The 16,001-nt window shown below is 71.5% G+C and carries 15 protein-coding genes; 3 read left to right on the forward strand and 12 right to left on the reverse strand.

Features of this window, described 5'->3' with window-relative positions:
* Positions 1 to 203: 203 nt before the first annotated feature.
* On the forward strand, positions 204 to 1,427 hold the full coding sequence (locus ACFV57_RS22150) for an MFS transporter (RefSeq protein ID WP_385234813.1): 1,224 nt from the start codon (positions 204 to 206) through the stop codon (positions 1,425 to 1,427).
* A gap of 67 nt (positions 1,428 to 1,494) precedes the next feature.
* Here the strand turns inward: ACFV57_RS22150 and ACFV57_RS22155 are convergent, their stop codons facing one another.
* The 12 genes from ACFV57_RS22155 to ACFV57_RS22210 form a co-directional block, all read right to left on the reverse strand.
* Positions 1,495 to 2,088: a hypothetical protein gene (locus tag ACFV57_RS22155; RefSeq protein ID WP_385234816.1), complete on the reverse strand. Its 594-nt coding sequence runs from the start codon at positions 2,086 to 2,088 to the stop codon at positions 1,495 to 1,497.
* 71 nt (positions 2,089 to 2,159) lie between these two features.
* Positions 2,160 to 3,383 (reverse strand): AAA family ATPase, encoded by a 1,224-nt coding sequence (locus tag ACFV57_RS22160; RefSeq protein ID WP_385234819.1) that lies wholly within the window; start codon positions 3,381 to 3,383, stop codon positions 2,160 to 2,162.
* Between the two features lie 120 nt (positions 3,384 to 3,503).
* Positions 3,504 to 4,028 carry a GNAT family N-acetyltransferase gene (locus ACFV57_RS22165; protein ID WP_385234822.1) on the reverse strand — a complete coding sequence of 175 codons (525 nt, stop codon included), beginning with the start codon at positions 4,026 to 4,028 and terminating at the stop codon, positions 3,504 to 3,506.
* Positions 4,025 to 4,630, reverse strand: a complete 606-nt coding sequence (locus ACFV57_RS22170) for a helix-turn-helix domain-containing protein (RefSeq protein ID WP_385234825.1) — start codon at positions 4,628 to 4,630, stop codon at positions 4,025 to 4,027. Before ACFV57_RS22170 ends, ACFV57_RS22165 begins: the two co-directional genes overlap by 4 nt.
* A gap of 217 nt (positions 4,631 to 4,847) precedes the next feature.
* Positions 4,848 to 5,663, reverse strand: a complete 816-nt coding sequence (locus ACFV57_RS22175) for a S1 family peptidase (RefSeq protein ID WP_385234828.1) — start codon at positions 5,661 to 5,663, stop codon at positions 4,848 to 4,850.
* A 303-nt stretch (positions 5,664 to 5,966) separates the two neighbouring features.
* Positions 5,967 to 6,782, reverse strand: coding sequence for a S1 family peptidase (locus tag ACFV57_RS22180; RefSeq protein WP_385234830.1), 816 nt, complete (start codon positions 6,780 to 6,782; stop codon positions 5,967 to 5,969).
* 270 nt (positions 6,783 to 7,052) lie between these two features.
* Complete coding sequence (locus ACFV57_RS22185; RefSeq protein ID WP_385234833.1) at positions 7,053 to 7,997, reverse strand: hypothetical protein; 945 nt, start codon at positions 7,995 to 7,997, stop codon at positions 7,053 to 7,055.
* 101 nt (positions 7,998 to 8,098) lie between these two features.
* Positions 8,099 to 9,094: a porphobilinogen synthase gene (gene hemB / locus ACFV57_RS22190; RefSeq protein ID WP_385234836.1), complete on the reverse strand. Its 996-nt coding sequence runs from the start codon at positions 9,092 to 9,094 to the stop codon at positions 8,099 to 8,101.
* Positions 9,091 to 10,740, reverse strand: coding sequence for a uroporphyrinogen-III synthase (locus ACFV57_RS22195; RefSeq protein ID WP_385234839.1), 1,650 nt, complete (start codon positions 10,738 to 10,740; stop codon positions 9,091 to 9,093). The genes hemB and ACFV57_RS22195 overlap by 4 nt, the downstream gene beginning before the upstream one ends.
* On the reverse strand, positions 10,737 to 11,714 hold the full coding sequence (gene hemC, locus ACFV57_RS22200) for a hydroxymethylbilane synthase (protein WP_385234843.1): 978 nt from the start codon (positions 11,712 to 11,714) through the stop codon (positions 10,737 to 10,739). The genes ACFV57_RS22195 and hemC overlap by 4 nt, the downstream gene beginning before the upstream one ends.
* A complete protein-coding gene (locus ACFV57_RS22205; RefSeq protein ID WP_385234846.1) occupies positions 11,711 to 13,150 on the reverse strand; it encodes a glutamyl-tRNA reductase in 1,440 nt (479 codons plus the stop codon). The genes hemC and ACFV57_RS22205 overlap by 4 nt, the downstream gene beginning before the upstream one ends.
* A complete protein-coding gene (locus tag ACFV57_RS22210; protein ID WP_385234849.1) occupies positions 13,147 to 13,992 on the reverse strand; it encodes a redox-sensing transcriptional repressor Rex in 846 nt (281 codons plus the stop codon). Before ACFV57_RS22210 ends, ACFV57_RS22205 begins: the two co-directional genes overlap by 4 nt.
* A 356-nt stretch (positions 13,993 to 14,348) precedes the next feature.
* On the opposite strand from ACFV57_RS22210, the gene ACFV57_RS22215 reads away from it, so the two are divergent.
* Together ACFV57_RS22215 and ACFV57_RS22220 are read left to right on the forward strand one after the other, a co-directional pair.
* Positions 14,349 to 14,627, forward strand: coding sequence for a glutaredoxin family protein (locus ACFV57_RS22215; protein WP_385234852.1), 279 nt, complete (start codon positions 14,349 to 14,351; stop codon positions 14,625 to 14,627).
* Positions 14,628 to 14,955: 328 nt separating this feature from the next.
* Positions 14,956 to 15,843: an HAD family hydrolase gene (locus tag ACFV57_RS22220; RefSeq protein WP_385234889.1), complete on the forward strand. Its 888-nt coding sequence runs from the start codon at positions 14,956 to 14,958 to the stop codon at positions 15,841 to 15,843.
* Positions 15,844 to 16,001 lie beyond the last annotated feature (158 nt).

Consider the following 16,001-nt stretch of genomic DNA (forward strand, 5'->3'; position numbering starts at 1 on the left):
GGCCGTCCTCGCCATCCTCTTCGCCCGCAAGCTGTCCCGTATGCAGCAGATCCCCGCCGTTCCGTACGCACCGTACGGCGCGCCGCCCCACCCCGCCCCGTAGCCCCGAGACCGTACGGCTCCGGACCGCACACCCAGGTCAAGGCGTCCCCGTCCCGGGCGCCTTGACCTTCACACCGGTGTCAACACCTACGGTCCCGCGCATGTCTCCCAGCCCGCGCCCGACCACACACCCCCGCCCTCTCCTCCGCCTCTCCCTCCTCTCCTTCCTCGTCTTCATCATCGGCACGATCGAGTTCCTGCCGGTCGGCCTGCTGCCGGACATCAGCCGCGACCTGGATGTGGCCCCGTCCCGTACGGGGCTGCTCGTCACGGTCTACGCCTTCACCGTCGGCCTGACCGCGGCCCCGCTCACCGCCCGCACCTCCGCCTGGCCCCGCAAGCGCCTCTTCCTGACCACCTGTGCCGTCTTCATGGCCGCCACCGCGCTCTCCGGACTCTCCCCCGACTACGCCACCCTCGCCGCGACCCGCCTCCTCTGCGGCCTGGCGCACGGCGTCTTCTACGCCATCGTCGCCGGGTACGCGGCGGCCATCGCCGGGCCGGGGCGTTCGGGCCGGGCCACCGCGATCGTCTTCGCGGGCGTCTCCCTGGCCTTCGTCGTGGGAGTGCCGCTCGGGACGACGGCCGGTACGGCCTTCGGCTGGCGCACCGCGTTCCTCGCCACCGCCGCGCTGGGCACGGTCACGCTGCTCACCGCCGCGCGCCTGCTGCCACAGGTCCCGCCCGGCCCGGCCCTCCGCGTGTCCGACCTCCCCCAGGTGGCCCGCACCCCGGGCCTGGGCCGGGTCGTCCTGACCACCGGCCTCGTCATCCTCGGCCACTTCACGCTCTACACCTACGTGACGGAATTCCTCCGCGACGCCGCCGGCTTCGCCCCCGCGTCCGTCAGCGCCGTACTCCTGCTGTTCGGCCTGACCGGCATCGCGGGCACCTGGCTCAGCGGCACCCTCGTCGACACCCGCCCCCGCGCCACGCTCCTCGGCACCCTCACCCTGATGGCCGTCTCCCTCACCGCCTTGGGCGCGGCCCCGACCCACCGCCCCCTGCTGTTCCTCGCCATCGCCACCTGGGGCATGGCCTGCACCGCGCTCCCCGTCTGCTTCCAGACCGCCGTCCTGCGTACGGCCCGCGACGCCCCCGACGCCGCGTCCTCCCTCTACGTCGCCGCGTTCAACACCGGCATCGGCGGCGGCGCGCTGACCGGCGCCCTCCTCCTGACCGCCGCCCCGCCCGCAGCCCTCCCCTGGGCCGCCCTGCTCCTGCTCCTCGCCGGCACAGCAGTCACCCACCTCCCCCGCCCCCACCCGACCCCAACGCCCCCACCCCGTAAACGAACCCACCGAACCTCTCGGCACACAGGCTGACCAGCCCCAGCTCGGCTTCCTCATAGATGCCATCAAAGGCGACACTCTCGCAGCGGATGCCTGAGCCCTACCGCGCCCGTCGCTGTACCGGCCATGCGGTCAGGTCCCGTACGAACTCGCTGTAGGAGCGATTCGACCCGTCGGGCCTGTCCAGCAACCCCTGGCTCAGCGCCACGTTCGCGATCTCGGGTCCGTCGCTCTCTCTGAAGTGGGGCCGGGTCAGTACGGCCTCGATGTCTTCCTTCGGGGTTCTCCGCCGGCCGCTGTCCTTCCCCTTCCACTGCTGCGGAAGTTTCCACGAAGGCCGGAAGAGAGGGAACGCGTCGGGGAACAGCAGAAGCCATGCCTCGGACTCCGCCGCAGCCAGCGCATAGACGGACGACGAGGCTCCGGCAGCCTTGGCGAGCGCGGCGGAGACCGCTCGACGTGCCGTGTCGTAGGCGGGCCCGGGGCAGGCATCCATGTCCTCGTGGACGGCGATACCGACGAAATCACCGGCCTTCAGCTTGGCTTTCCCCCGCGCCTTGCCCACCAGCACGTTCGCTGCCGTCGCCAGATCGGCACCTGATTTCTTCCGTAGCCGGACCGGGTCGGTGATTTCGGTGAGGCTGACGGAACCCGCTAAGTCCGGGTGAGCGCCCTTGATGAATGCGGCCAGCATGCGCCGGTCGTTGGAGCTCTCACCCGCCAGGACCACGATGCCTCTGCCCGCTGCCCGGCTCGCTCCGCGCCTCACAGTTCGTCCTCCGTCAGGTCTCCGCCGAGTACGCCGGAGAACCACAGTTCACCGAGCGGCCGGTCCCCGGCTTCGGCGGCGATCTCCTTGACCTCGTCCTCGGCCAGCGCCGGGATGATCGACGCACCGCTTTCGTCACGGTCACACACGATGAACTCGTGCGGATGCAGTCGGTCGACCAACGCCGGCGAATGAGTCGCCACGATGAACTGGGTGCGTGCGGATGCCTCTCGCAATCTCTCCACGATCAGTTCCAGTGCTTGGGGATGCAGACCGTGGTCAATCTCTTCGACGCAGGTGAGCGCGGGAGGATGCGGGTCGTACAGCATGGCCAGCAGGCCCAGGAGGCGCACCGTTCCGAAGGAGGCGTCGGCCAAGGGAGTGGTGCGGCGCAGACCTCGCTCGTGGAGCACGACGGCGAGACGGTCGGCATAGCCACCGACCTGCTCGAACTCGATCGCCTCCAATTGCGGCAGTATGCGGCGCGCGTCCGTCGTCAGGTGTTCCCAGCGTTCCTCGTCCGCGCTCAACTGGACGAGGAACGCCGCCAGATTCTCGGCATGCGACTGCAGGCGGTCGGCAAGGGTGGAACGGGCGCGAGTCGGTTGCCGGGCAGCAGTGACATCCACATCGAACACCCGGAACGAAGAGAGGCGTTCGGCGACGCGCGTCACCTCTTCCCCACCGTCCGATCGCCCCAGGCGCGGAAGCGTCGACAAGCCACTGCTGAGCCGCTGCATACCGAACCTGGTGTTGTCGTCCTCACGCCCGGCTCTCTCGTCGACCACGCGCGCCTCATCACCTGAAATGGTGATGCGGCGTCCTCTGCCGCGCGTCCGTTTGAACCGGAATCTTTCATGACGTGACAACGTGTAGGAGTGGCGGCTGGTCGGAGTGGCACGCCGGCGAATGGTCAGTGCGTACTCGTCCGGTGCCTTGGGGCTCGCATGCGTCGTCCAGGTGGCTTTCAACCCGATCTTCAACGAGGTCGGCGGTTTTTCGCCGCCCCAGAATCCCACCTCGTCGAACCCTCCGCGATCGTCGAGCGCGGGTTGCAGGTCCGTTCGGATGATCGAGGCGAGGAAGTCGAAGACCTTCAGCACATTCGACTTTCCCACCCCGTTCGGGCCCACGAGCACGGTGAGCGGGCCAAGGGGAATGGTCACGTCACGCAGACTGCGGAAGTTCTCTACGTGAAGCTCCAAGAGGCGGCCTGGCATGGGATGAACCTATCGGGTGCCGGCTGTGGCGGCTCGAAGAACAGCCTGGTGACTCACCACTGTGGGCAGCCCTGACGCGGAGAAGCAGAGACGAATGACGCCGCGCGTCGGCGCCCGCCCCTACCCCACCTCCTTGTAAAAGAACGTACAGTCCCGCAACTCGCCTCCCGGGTCCGCCGCGTAGGACGGGACCGTGCCGTACGGGGTCCAGCCGGTGCGGCGGTACAGGTGGTCCGCCGGGGTGGCGGATTCCGTGTCGAGGAGCAGGAGGCGGAAGCCGGAGCGGGCGGCGGCGTGTTCGGCGGTGGTGAGGAGGGCGCGGCCGAGGCCCTGGCCGCGGGCGGTTCGGTGGACGAGGAGTTTGACGATCTCGGCGCGGTGGCGGCCGTTCGGTTTGCACGGGTGGGCGAGGCTGATCGTGCCGGTGATTCCGGCAGGGCCCTCGGCCACCCAGATGTCGAGGGTGCCGTCGGCCACGGAGGGGCGTTGGGCCCGCCACCAGGCCGCCGCCGCGTCGTGGTCGAAGGGGGCCACGAAGCCGAGGGAGGAGCCGCCGGCGACGGTGTCGGCGAGGAGGCCGGCGAGGCCCGGGACGCCGGCGTCGAAGGTCTCCGGGGAGAGGCGGGTGATGGTGGGGCGGGTCATGGGAGGACCACCACCAGCGCGTAGCGCGCGTCGTCGGAGCCCGTGTTGTGGAAGCGGGTGGGGCCCCAGAGGCGGAAGCGGAGGCAGTCGCCCGGGTGGAGGGTGTGGGTCGTGCCGCTCGTGGTGATGTCCAACTCGCCGTCGAGCAGCCAGATGTGCTGTTCCATGCCGGGTACGGGAGGCGGACTGTCGTAGGCGATGTCGGCACCGGGGCACAGGGTGGCTTCTACGACTTCGCCACGGAGGTTGGGGTGGGGCGGCGAGACGGAGCGCCGGGTGAAGCCGGAGGGGGCGTCGTGCCAGACGGGCTGCGCGTCGGCCCGTACGAGTTGGGGCGGCTCGGATTCGACCTCGGCCAGCAGGCGGGACATGGGCCGCTCGTAGGCCGCGCACAGCCGGGACAGCAGGGCCGCCGTGGGGCTGATCTCGGCCCGTTCCAGGCGGGAGAGGGTCGACCGGCTCACGTCCGTACGCCGGGCCAGGTCGTCCAGCGACCAGCCGCGCTCCGTACGCAACTCCGCCAGACGGGCGGCGAGTCGGGAATCCATGGGATCGGTGGGCCCGGGGGCGGGCTCGCTGCCGACCGGCTTCTCGGTTCTCATATTCGGGAAGATATCCCGGATGCGGGATGTGCTGGAAGGGGGTTTCGTGCGCGCCCCGCACGGCGGCGTCCCATACCGCCCGCCGCACAGCCGCGTCCCGGACGGCCCGCCGCACAGCCGCGACCCGGACCGCCCCCGCACAGCCGCGCCACGGACCGCCCCCGCACGGCGGCGTCCCGGACCGCTCGGGTGGTCCGGGACGCGTCCGTTCATCCCGTCAGCGCGTTGCCGTCAGCTTGCCGGCGGCCTTTTCGATCTGCGCGGAGAAGGCGCTCACCTTGGTGTAGACGCCGGGCTTGCCGGGCCGCGCGCAGCCCTCGCCCCAACTGGTGATGCCGACCTGGACCCAGTCGCCGTCCTCGTCGCGGCGGAACATCGGGCCGCCGGAGTCACCTTGGCAGGTGTCGACACCGCCCTCCGCCACGAAGCCGGCGCAGATCTCCTCGCCCGGGGTCAGCAGGTCCCCGTACGCCTGCTTGCAGGCGGTCGTGTCCACGAACGGGACCTTGGCCTTGCGCAGGAAGCGCTGCTGCGCGCCGCCCTCCCGGCTGGCGCCCCAGCCGGCGATGGTGAAGGTGCCGCGGTCGAACGAGTCGTCCTCGGCGAGATGCAGCGTTTCCACGTTCTTGACCGGCGTGGCCAGCTTGATCAGGGCCCAGTCCTTGCCCTTGCCGTTGTAGCCGGGCGCCTGGGCGACCTCGGCGGACTTCACCTTGACCGCCTTGGGGTTCTGGAGGTCCACGACGCCCGCGGTGACGGTGATGGACGTGTTGGGGCCGCTGCCGTCCACGCAGTGCGCGGCGGTGAGCACGACGTCCTCGCGGATGAGGGAGCCGCCGCAGCCCATGGACAGCCGGACCATGAACGGGAACTCGCCCTGCTTGGCGGGCGGCCCGCCGATGATCTGCTGGCCGGGGGTCGGCGACGGCGTCGGCGCCGCACTGGCGCCGCCGGTCGACTGGAGTGCGACCGCCGCCGCCACGGCGGCGCCAACGGCTATGGATCTCTTGATACATCTCACGGAGCGCTTCAAGGACTTCCCTCTCGCGTCGGGGAGGCACACCAATGTCCAGCTCGTGCTGCGCAGCACGCGGCAGCACCACCGACGCGAACCACTGCGTCGCAAGTGCCACGGCGTGACTGGAGCGTTGTGATTATGTGGACACACCTCAAAGACGCACAAGGTTCTGAAACCGGCCACTTGTCGGGATCGGCGACGTATGCGGATCTGGATGGTTCGGTACCGGTTCCGGTACGGGCGCGGACAGAAAAGCGGGGCGGCGAAATCGCCGCCCCGCCCGTACGGGACCGAAGGGCCTGAGCGCCCCTGGAGGACTCAGCGCCGCAGCTGGTCCGCCGCGGTCGCGATGGCCTTCGCGAAGGTGCTCACCCGCGTGTAGACGCCGGGCTTGCCGGGCCGCGCGCAGCCGTCGCCCCAGCTGGTGATGCCCACCTGAATCCAGGCGCCGTTGCTGTCCTTGCGGAACATCGGGCCGCCGGAGTCGCCCTGGCAGGTGTCGACGCCACCGGTCGACATGATCCCGGCGCAGATCTCCTCACCGGGGATGTACGTGCTCCCGTACGCCCGCTGGCAGGTGGGGGTGTCGACGAACGGCACCGTCGCCTTGCGCAGATAGCGCTGCTGGCCGCCGCCCTCGCGCGTGGCGCCCCAGCCCGCGACGGTGAAGTCGCCCGAGTCGTAACGGCCGTCCGTGGTGACGGGGAGGGTGGGCAGGTTGGTGATCGGGCGGGCGAGCTTGATCAGGGCCCAGTCCTTGCCGGAGCCGTCGTAGCCGGGCGCCTGGAGCACTTTGGTGGACTTGACTTTGATCGCGCCGGAGCTCTGGAGGTCCACGACGCCGGCCGTGGCGGTGATGGAGGTGTTGTTGCCGCTGCCGTCCACGCAGTGCGCGGCGGTGAGCACGATGTCCTGGCGGTAGAGCGCGCCGCCGCAGCCCATGGAGAGCCGGACCATGAACGGGAACTCGCCCTGCGCGGCGGGCACTCCGCCGACGACCTTCGTGCCGGGTGTGCCGCTCGACGGTGTGGGCTCACCGGCGGCGCCGGCGGTGCCGGTCTGGAGCGACAGGGCCGCCAGGGCGACCGCTCCGAGGGCGACGGATCTCTTCAGGAATTTCGCGGGTCGGTTCAACGTACGTCCTCTCCAAGGGGGTCGCGCGCCTTCGGCCACCGCCGGTCAGCGTTGACCGGCTCATGCCAAGTACACATCGGAGGCGCCCACCGGCAGGACGGAGGTACGTGGGGGAGGGGGCACCACGACGCGGCAGAGCGTTGTGATTATGTGGACGCTACGAAGGGGGCACAAGCCACAGAACCGGCCAATCGCCGCCTGTGGGGCGCGGGAGCAGCAGCCCTCCACGGCACGGCCGCCCCCACTCCCCCGCGTCCCCGGCCCCCACGGTCAGGCCCCGAAGTGCACCGTCCCCGACATCCCGGCGCTGCCGCCGCCGCAGAACTGCCGGTAGCGGACGGACAGACCGGTCACCTTGCCCTCGTCGGTGAAGTACAGCCGGTCCACGGTGAATTCACCGGTGGCGTCCCCGCAGGAGCGCCCGTTGCCGTAGACCTCCAGGGTGGCGCCGCCCTCCGCGCCGGTGACCTGGTACGTGCGCCCGGCGGCCAGCCGCTCGCCCACCGGCGGGCGGAACTCCGCGGTCCAGTACTCGCGCTTGCCCTCGACCCCGAACGAGACACCGCCGCCGTAACTGTCCGACAGCCGGAAGGTGCTGGTGGCGCCGGTGTGCGTCACCGACTTGCCCTGTCCGACCCAGTCGCCCGCGTCACTCTTGTACGCGTACGACAGCGGCAGCGCACGGTACTTGACCGTCCCCTTGAGCGGCTGGGCCGTCGCCGATTCGCACTTCTGCGTGTACGAGGCGTCGAGCAGCGTGACCGCGCCCGCCGCGTCCGTGGCGATCTGGTTGACGGTGAACTGCCCGTACACCTCGTTGCAGCCGCGGCCGTTGCCGCCGACGTCGAGGCCGGGCGAGCGGCCGGTGCGGAACGCGGCCCGCTCGGCGTCCCGGTAGACGCCGGGGCGCAGCCGGTCGCCCTTGGGGGCGGCGATGTCGATGTCCCACAGGTCTTCGGCGCCCTCGACCCGGACGCGGACCGCCCCGGCGTTCCCGGCCAGGGTGATCTTCGCGGTCGGCTCCCGGTACGTACCGGCCTTGCCCTGCCCGATGTAGTCCCCCGCCACGCTCTCGTACGTGTACGAGGTGACGGGCGCCGGTCCGCCCGCCGCCGCGGCCGGCGTGGCCAGCGCCCCGCCGAGCCCGACCGCCGCACACAGCGCGACGGCGGCGCTCCCGACGGAGCGCCGCCATCTCTTCAGGCGAATCCTCATGTCCTGTACCCCTCCCTGTTGTTACGTCGCTTTTCCCTTGCCCCCGGAGGGAGTTGGGTACACGCGTGCGACGCGGGAACAGCAGAGGTACGGATGGGGAACTAGAGCTTGCGCGCGACCTCCGTGGCCCAGTAGGTCAGGATCATGTCCGCGCCCGCGCGCTTGAAGCCGGTCAGGGCCTCCAGGATCGCCGCGTCGCGGTCGATCCAGCCCTTCTCGGCGGCGGCCTCGACCATCGCGTACTCACCGGAGATCTGGTACGCGGCGACCGGCACGTCCACCGAGTCCGCGATCTTCGCCAGCACGTCCAGATACGGCATGCCCGGCTTGACCATCACCATGTCGGCGCCCTCCTGGAGGTCGAGCGCCAGCTCGCGCAGCGACTCGCGGGCGTTGCCGTAGTCCTGCTGGTAGGTCTTGCGGTCGCCCTTGAGGGACGAGCCGACGGCCTCGCGGAACGGGCCGTAGAACGCGGAGGAGTACTTCGCGGTGTACGCGAGGATCGACACGTCCTCGTGGCCGGTCTGGTCCAGCGCGTCGCGGATGACGCCGACCTGGCCGTCCATCATGCCGCTCGGACCCACCGTGTGGACGCCCGCGTCCGCCTGGACCTGCGCCATCTCGGCGTAGCGCTCCAGCGTCGCGTCGTTGTCCACCCGGCCCTCGGCGTCCAGGACGCCGCAGTGGCCGTGGTCGGTGAACTCGTCCAGGCACAGGTCCGACATGATCACCAGGTCGTCGCCGACCTCGGCGCGCACATCGCGGATGCCCTGCTGGAGGATGCCGTCCGGGTCCGTGCCGGCCGAGCCGACCGCGTCCTTCTTCGCGTCCTCCGGCACACCGAACAGCATGATCCCGGCGACGCCCGCCTCGGCCGCCTCCACGGCGGCCTTCCGCAGCGTGTCACGGGTGTGCTGCACGACGCCCGGCATCGCCTGGATGCCGACCGGCTCCGAGATCCCCTCCCGCACGAACGCGGGCAGGATCAGGTCCGCCGGGTGCAGGCGGTGTTCGGCGACCATCCGGCGCATGGCCGGCGTGGTGCGCAGCCGGCGCGGCCGCGCACCGGGGAAGTTGCCGTACGTACTGCTGCTCAACTGCGAGCCCTCCTACGCGATCCGGGCCGGCGCTCGCTGGGGCGCGTGACCGGGTCACCGGCCTCCAGCGCGGCATCGCGCCGCGCCGCCCCGAACTCCGCGAGCGCTTCGGCCAACTTGTGCACCGACGGCTCGGGCGACATGACGTCCACGCGCAGCCCGTGCTCCTCGGCGGTCTTTGCGGTGGCCGGGCCGATACAGGCGATCACGGTCACGTTGTGCGGCTTGCCGGCGATGCCGACCAGGTTGCGCACCGTGGAGGACGAGGTGAACAGCACGGCGTCGAACCCGCCGCCCTTGATCGCCTCGCGGGTCTCCTGCGGCGGCGGCGAGGCCCGTACGGTCCGGTAGGCCGTGACGTCGTCGACCTCCCAGCCCAGCTCGATCAGGCCCGCCACCAGCGTCTCGGTGGCGATGTCGGCGCGCGGCAGGAAGACGCGGTCGATCGGGTCGAAGACCGGGTCGTAGGGCGGCCAGTCCTCCAGCAGCCCGGCGGCGGACTGCTCGCCGGACGGTACGAGGTCGGGCTTCACGCCGAAGGCGATCAGCGCCTTGGCGGTCTGCTCGCCCACCGCGGCGACCTTGATCCCGGCGAACGCGCGGGCGTCGAGCCCGTACTCCTCGAACTTCTCCCGCACCGCCTTGACGGCGTTGACCGAGGTGAAGGCGATCCACTCGTAGCGGCCGGTGACCAGGCCCTTGACCGCGCGCTCCATCTGCTGCGGGGTGCGCGGCGGCTCCACGGCGATGGTCGGCACCTCGTGGGGCACCGCGCCGTACTCGACGAGCTGGTCGGAGAGCGAGGCGGCCTGCTCCTTGGTCCGCGGCACGAGCACCCGCCAGCCGAACAGCGGCTTGTTCTCGAACCACGAGAGCCGGTCGCGCCGGGCCGCGGCCCCGCGCTCACCGACCACGGCTATGACCGGCTGCCCGCCGTCCGCCGACGGCAGCACCTTCGCCGCCTTCAGCACCTGGGCGACCGAACCGAGCGTCGCGTTCCAGGTCCGCTGGCGTGTCGTCGTACCGGCGACGGTGACCGTCATCGGCGTGTCGGGCTTGCGGCCCGCGGAGACCAGCTCACCGGCCGCCGACGCCACCGAGTCCAGCGAGGTGGAGACCACGGCGGTCGCGTCGCTGGAGCCCACCTCCGTCCAGCAGCGCTCGTCGGCGGTCCGCGCGTCGATGAAACGCACGTCCGTACCGTCCGCGTCGCGCAGCGGCACACCGGCGTACGCGGGCACGCCGACCGCGGCGGCGATGCCCGGCACGACCTCGAAGACGACGTCCTCGGCGGCGCACGCCAGCATCTCCTCGGCGACATGCGCGTCCAGTCCGGGGTCGCCGGACACCGCACGCACCACCCGCTTGCCGGTGCGCACAGCCGACATGACAAGATTGGTGGTGTCCCTAAGCGCGGGGACTCCAGCGGTGGTTGACGCCTCGTCAGCCGTCGGCTGCTGCGGCGTGTCCACATGCGGCCGCGCGTGCGCGCGGACGACGTCGAGCACCTGCGGGTCGGCGATCAGCACGTCGGCACGTGCCAAGGCCTCCACGGCGCGCAGCGTCAGCAGGCCCGGGTCTCCGGGACCGGCACCGATGAAGGTGACCTGGCCGGCGGCAGGGTGATTCGGGGCGGTGGGGTTCAAAGTGCTCGCTCCCCCATAAGACCGGCCGCACCCTTCGCGAGCATCTCGGCGGCGAGTTCGCGCCCCATGTTCACGGGGGTCGCCGCGTCGCCGAGAGAGGCGGGTACGTGTCCGGTGGTGGACAGCTGCACCAGCGTCGAGCCGTCGATCGTGCCGACGACGCCACGCAGGCGCATTTCGGTGACAGCCTGCCCGTCGGCCTGCAGGTCGGCCAGCGCACCCACAGGTGCGGAGCAGCCGGCCTCCAGGGCGGCGAGCAGGGAACGCTCGGCGGTCACGGCGGCCCGGGTGAACGGGTCGTCGAGCTCGGCGAGCTGGGCGGCGAGCTGCGCGTTGTGCGCGGCGCACTCCACCGCCAGGGCCCCCTGGCCGGGGGCGGGCAAAATCATGTCGGGCGACAGGAGCTCCGTCGCCTCCCCGATCCGGCCGATCCGGGTGAGCCCGGCCGCGGCCAGCACGACCCCGTCCAGCTCGCCCTTTTCGACATAACCGATACGGGTGTCGATGTTCCCGCGGATCGGTACGGTCTCCACCCGCCGGCCCAGCGAACGCGCCCAGGCGTTCAGCTGCGCCATGCGGCGCGGCGACCCCGTACCCACGCGGGCACCGTCCGGCAGCTCCTCGAAGGTCAGCCCGTCACGGGCCACCAGCACATCGCGCGGGTCCTCGCGCACCGGCACCGCGGCCAGCGCCAGGTCGGCGGGCTGCGCGGTCGGCAGGTCCTTGAGCGAGTGCACGGCGAAGTCGATCGTCCCGTCGAGCAGCGCGTCGCGCAGCGCCGAGACGAACACGCCGGTGCCGCCTATCTGCGCCAGGTGCTCGCGCGAGGTGTCGCCGTAGGTGGTGATCTCCACCAGCTCTACCGGGCGGCCGGTGACCTCGCGCACCGCGTCCGCCACCATCCCGGACTGGGCCATGGCGAGCTTGCTGCGCCGCGTCCCCAGCCTCAGGGCCCGTGGATTGCTGTCAGTCATGCCCGCTCCCGTGCTGTGTGCGAGCCGTCGGCCCGCGTGTCGGCCCGGCTGACGGCGGCTACCGTCTGCGGGTCGAGGTCGAAGAGTTCGCGCAGCGCGTCCGCGTAACCGGCGCCGCCGGGTTCGCTGGCCAGCTGCTTGACCCGCACGGTGGGCGCGTGCAGGAGTTTGTCGACGACCCGGCGCACGGTCTGGGTGATCTCCGCGCGCTGCTTGTCGTCAAGGTCGGGGAGGCGGCCGTCGAGCCGGGCGATCTCGCTCGCCACGACGTCGGCCGCCATGGTGCGCAGCGCGACCACCGTCGGCGTGATGTGCGCCGCCCGCTGCGCCGCGCCGAACGCGGCCACCTCGTCGGAGACGATGCCGCGCACCCGGTCCACGTCGGCCGCCATCGGAGCGTCCGCGGACGCGTCGGCGAGGGACTCGATGTCGACGAGGCGCACGCCCTCGGCCCGGTGGGCGGCGGCGTCGATGTCGCGCGGCATGGCGAGGTCGAGCAGCGCCAGCTCGGGCGCCGGGGCGACGGCGTCGCCCGTACCGCCCGCGGTGCCGGTGTGCCCGTCGCCGGCCGCGGTCCGGGCGGCGCGCGTCTCGGCCGCGGCCACGATCGCCTCACCGGTCAGGACCAGGCCGGTGGCGCCCGTACAGGAGACGACGACGTCGGCGAGCGCCAGCTCGGACTGGACGGCGGGCATGGCGACGGCGCGGGCGGTCAGCCCGTTCAGCGCGCCCGCCGAGCCCGGCTCGGTCAGGATCTGCGTCAGCCGCTCGGCGCGCTCCACCGTCCGGTTGGCCACGGTCAGTTCGCCGACCCCGGCCCGTACGAGCGTGGTGGCGGCCAGCGAGGACATCGAGCCGGCGCCGATGACCAGGGCCCGCTTGCCCCGGGCCCACTCGGCGACGTCGGTGTCCCCGGCCAGCTGCTCCAGGCCGAAGGTGACCAGCGACTGGCCGGCCTTGTCGATGCCGGTCTCGCTGTGGGCGCGCTTGCCGACCCGCAGCGCCTGCTGGAAGAGGTCGTTGAGCAGCCGGCCCGCGGTGTGCTGTTCCTGCGCGACCGCGAGCGCGTCCTTGATCTGGCCGAGGATCTGGCCCTCGCCCACGACCATCGAGTCCAGGCCGCAGGCCACCGAGAAGAGGTGGTGGACGGCCCGGTCCTCGTAGTGCACGTACAGGTACGGGGTCAGCTCGTCCAGACCGGCGCCGCTGTGCCGGGCCAGCAGGGTGGACAGCTCGGCGACACCGGCGTGGAACTTGTCCACGTCGGCGTACAGCTCGATGCGGTTGCAGGTGGAGAGCACCGCGGCCTCGGCGGCCGGCTCGGCCGACACCGTGTCCTGGAGCAGCTTGCCGCGCGCCTCGGGGGCGATGGCGGCGTGCTCCAGGACGCTCACGGGGGCACTGCGGTGACTGAGCCCTACTACCAGGAGGCTCATGCCGGCATCACGGCGGGTACGTCCCCGTCGGGTCCCTTGCGGTCGGACGGCCCGGCGGTGGCGTCCACGTCCGGGTCGGCCTTGCCCGCGGCCTCGCGCACCTCGCGCACGGCCCGCCGGGCCTCGCGCGCGGCGACGGCGCGGGCGTCACCGGCCTCGTCGTCCTCGTGCCCCGCGTCCTCGCCCGCCTTGCGCTGCTCGTGGAAGGCCAGGATCTGCAGTTCTATCGACAGGTCGACCTTGCGTACGTCCACCCCGTCCGGGACGGTCAGGACGGTGGGCGCGAAGTTCAGGATGGAGGTGACACCGGCGGCCACGAGGCGGTCGCAGACCTGCTGGGCGGCGCCCGCGGGCGTCGCGATCACGCCGATCGAGACGCCGTTGTCCTTGATGATCTTTTCCAGCTCGTCGGTGTGCTGGACCGCGATACCCGCCACCGGCTTGCCGGCCATCGCCGGGTCGGCGTCTATGAGCGCGGCGACGCGGAAGCCGCGGGAGGCGAAGCCGCCGTAGTTGGCCAGGGCGGCGCCGAGGTTACCGATACCGACGATCACGACCGGCCAGTCCTGCGTGAGGCCCAGCTCGCGGGAGATCTGGTAGACGAGGTACTCCACGTCGTAGCCGACCCCGCGGGTGCCGTACGAACCGAGGTAGGAGAAGTCCTTGCGCAGCTTGGCGGAGTTGACCCCCGCGGCGGCGGCGAGTTCCTCGGAGGAGACCGTGGGGACCGAGCGCTCGGAGAGCGCGGTCAACGCGCGCAGATACAGCGGAAGCCGGGCGACGGTGGCCTCGGGAATCCCTCGGCTTCGGGTCGCCGGTCGGTGAGTTCGGCCAGTTGCCACGGTGCTCCTGCGGGTAGAGCGGGGCTGTGGACGGCCGTAGGTTTCCCGACCGCCCCGTCGACAGCAGGCTATGTCTTTGTGAACGCGTGCACAAAGATGGTGTCCGCTTTGTCCGGCCAAAGTGACCGGGGTCACGCGGCTTTTGCGGCGCTTCGCGGAACCAACTCCCCGGGCGCACCGTTCACACGTTTCGCACCGGTAACACGGGAGCGCCGACGGCAGCACGCGCCCTCACTCCTTACCGCTATCCCCCCGGAAACCTACAAATCGCCCACCGATGGTAGTCGACTCAGGCGACCTTCTGCCCCACCCGGCGAAGGCCGGGCCCGGCCCCGGACAGAGGCACAATTACGGGCATGGCCTCCCTCTTCAGCCGCAGCGCCCGCAAGAACCCCGCCGACAGCACGGTCACGCTCATCGGCAAGCCCGGCTGCCACCTGTGCGACGTCGCGCAGGAGGTGATCGAAAGAGTCTGCGCCGAGACCGGCGCCACCTGGGAGAAGAAGGACATCACCCAGGACCAGGAGCTGTACCGCAAGTACTGGGAACAGATTCCGGTCGTCCTCGTGGACGGCGCGCAGCACGATTTCTGGCGGGTCGACCCCCAGCGGCTGCGCAAGGCCCTGGGCGCCTGACGGTACGGGCCACCCGCCCCGCAGCCGTACGAGCCCGCCTACGCCCGGCACGCCCCACCGCGTACCGCACCGGAACCGCCCGGCGTACGCCCCCGCGGCGGCGCGCTCCCCGGCCGCCCGGCGCCGTCACCGGGATGGCCGTAACGCAACCGTCGGCCGGACCGTGGCCGCCGGACATCCGCCCGTAACCGGCAGCACCGAACAACCTGGCTACGCTAGCTACATGGCCCACCCGTCGCCCGCCCGCCGTCCCCGTAGGAACTCCTACGGCGCGCACCTCCCCACGGGGTGGTTCAGCCGCCGTAGGCGCCACGCCACCGCGCGCAGCGTGCTCGCAGGCGAGGCCGCGGCCGAGGCCGCGCGCAAGTCCTCGCTGGAGGCCGAGGCGCAGGAGGCGGCCGCCCAGGACGAGGGCGCCGAAGAGCCGGAGTTCCCGGTCGTCGGCGACACCTGCGCCGCCGCCTTCTTCGACCTCGACAACACCGTCATGCAGGGCGCGTCCCTCTTCCACTTCGGACGCGGCCTGTACAAGCGGCGCTTCTTCCACAAGCGCGACCTGGCCCGCTTCGTCTGGCAGCAGATCTACTTCCGCTTCATCGGCTCGGAGAACCCCGAGCACATGGCGGACGCCCGCAACAGCGCGCTCTCCATCGTCCAGGGCCACCGCGTCTCCGAGCTGATGACCATCGGCGAGGAGATCTACGACGAGTACATGGCCGAGCGGATCTGGCCCGGCACCCGCGCCCTCGCCCAGGCGCACCTGGACGCGGGCCAGAAGGTGTGGCTGGTGACCGCCGCGCCCGTCGAGACCGCGACGATCATCGCCCGGCGGCTCGGCCTGACCGGCGCGCTCGGCACCGTCGCCGAGTCCGTCGGCGGCGTCTACACGGGCAAACTGGTCGGCGAGCCGCTGCACGGCCCCGCCAAGGCCGAGGCGGTACGGGCTCTGGCCGCCGCCGAAGGCCTGGACCTGGAGCGCTGCGCCGCGTACAGCGACTCGGCCAACGACATCCCGATGTTGTCCCTGGTCGGCCACCCGTATGCGGTCAACCCCGACGGGCGGCTGCGCAAGCATGCCCGTGAGCAGGGCTGGCGGCTGCGCGATTACCGGACCGGCCGCAAGGCGGTCAAGATCGGCATCCCGGCGGCGGCCGGCGTGGGTGCACTCGCGGGGGGTGCCGCGGCGGCGGTGGCCCTTCAGCGCCGCCGACGCTGAGTGCGCCTTTGGCGCGGTTGTCCGGGTTGCCTGGGTGGGGGTGCGCGTTGTGCGCATTTGGTCCGGTGGGTGGGGGGCTCGGGCCCACGCAGGGGTCACTCCTCGACACCGTGCACGTCATCGGTGACGTAGTTGTGAACCCAGATACCCGGCTGCTC

This window comes from Streptomyces sp. NPDC059788, assembly GCF_042732265.1.
Taxonomy (GTDB): domain Bacteria; phylum Actinomycetota; class Actinomycetes; order Streptomycetales; family Streptomycetaceae; genus Streptomyces.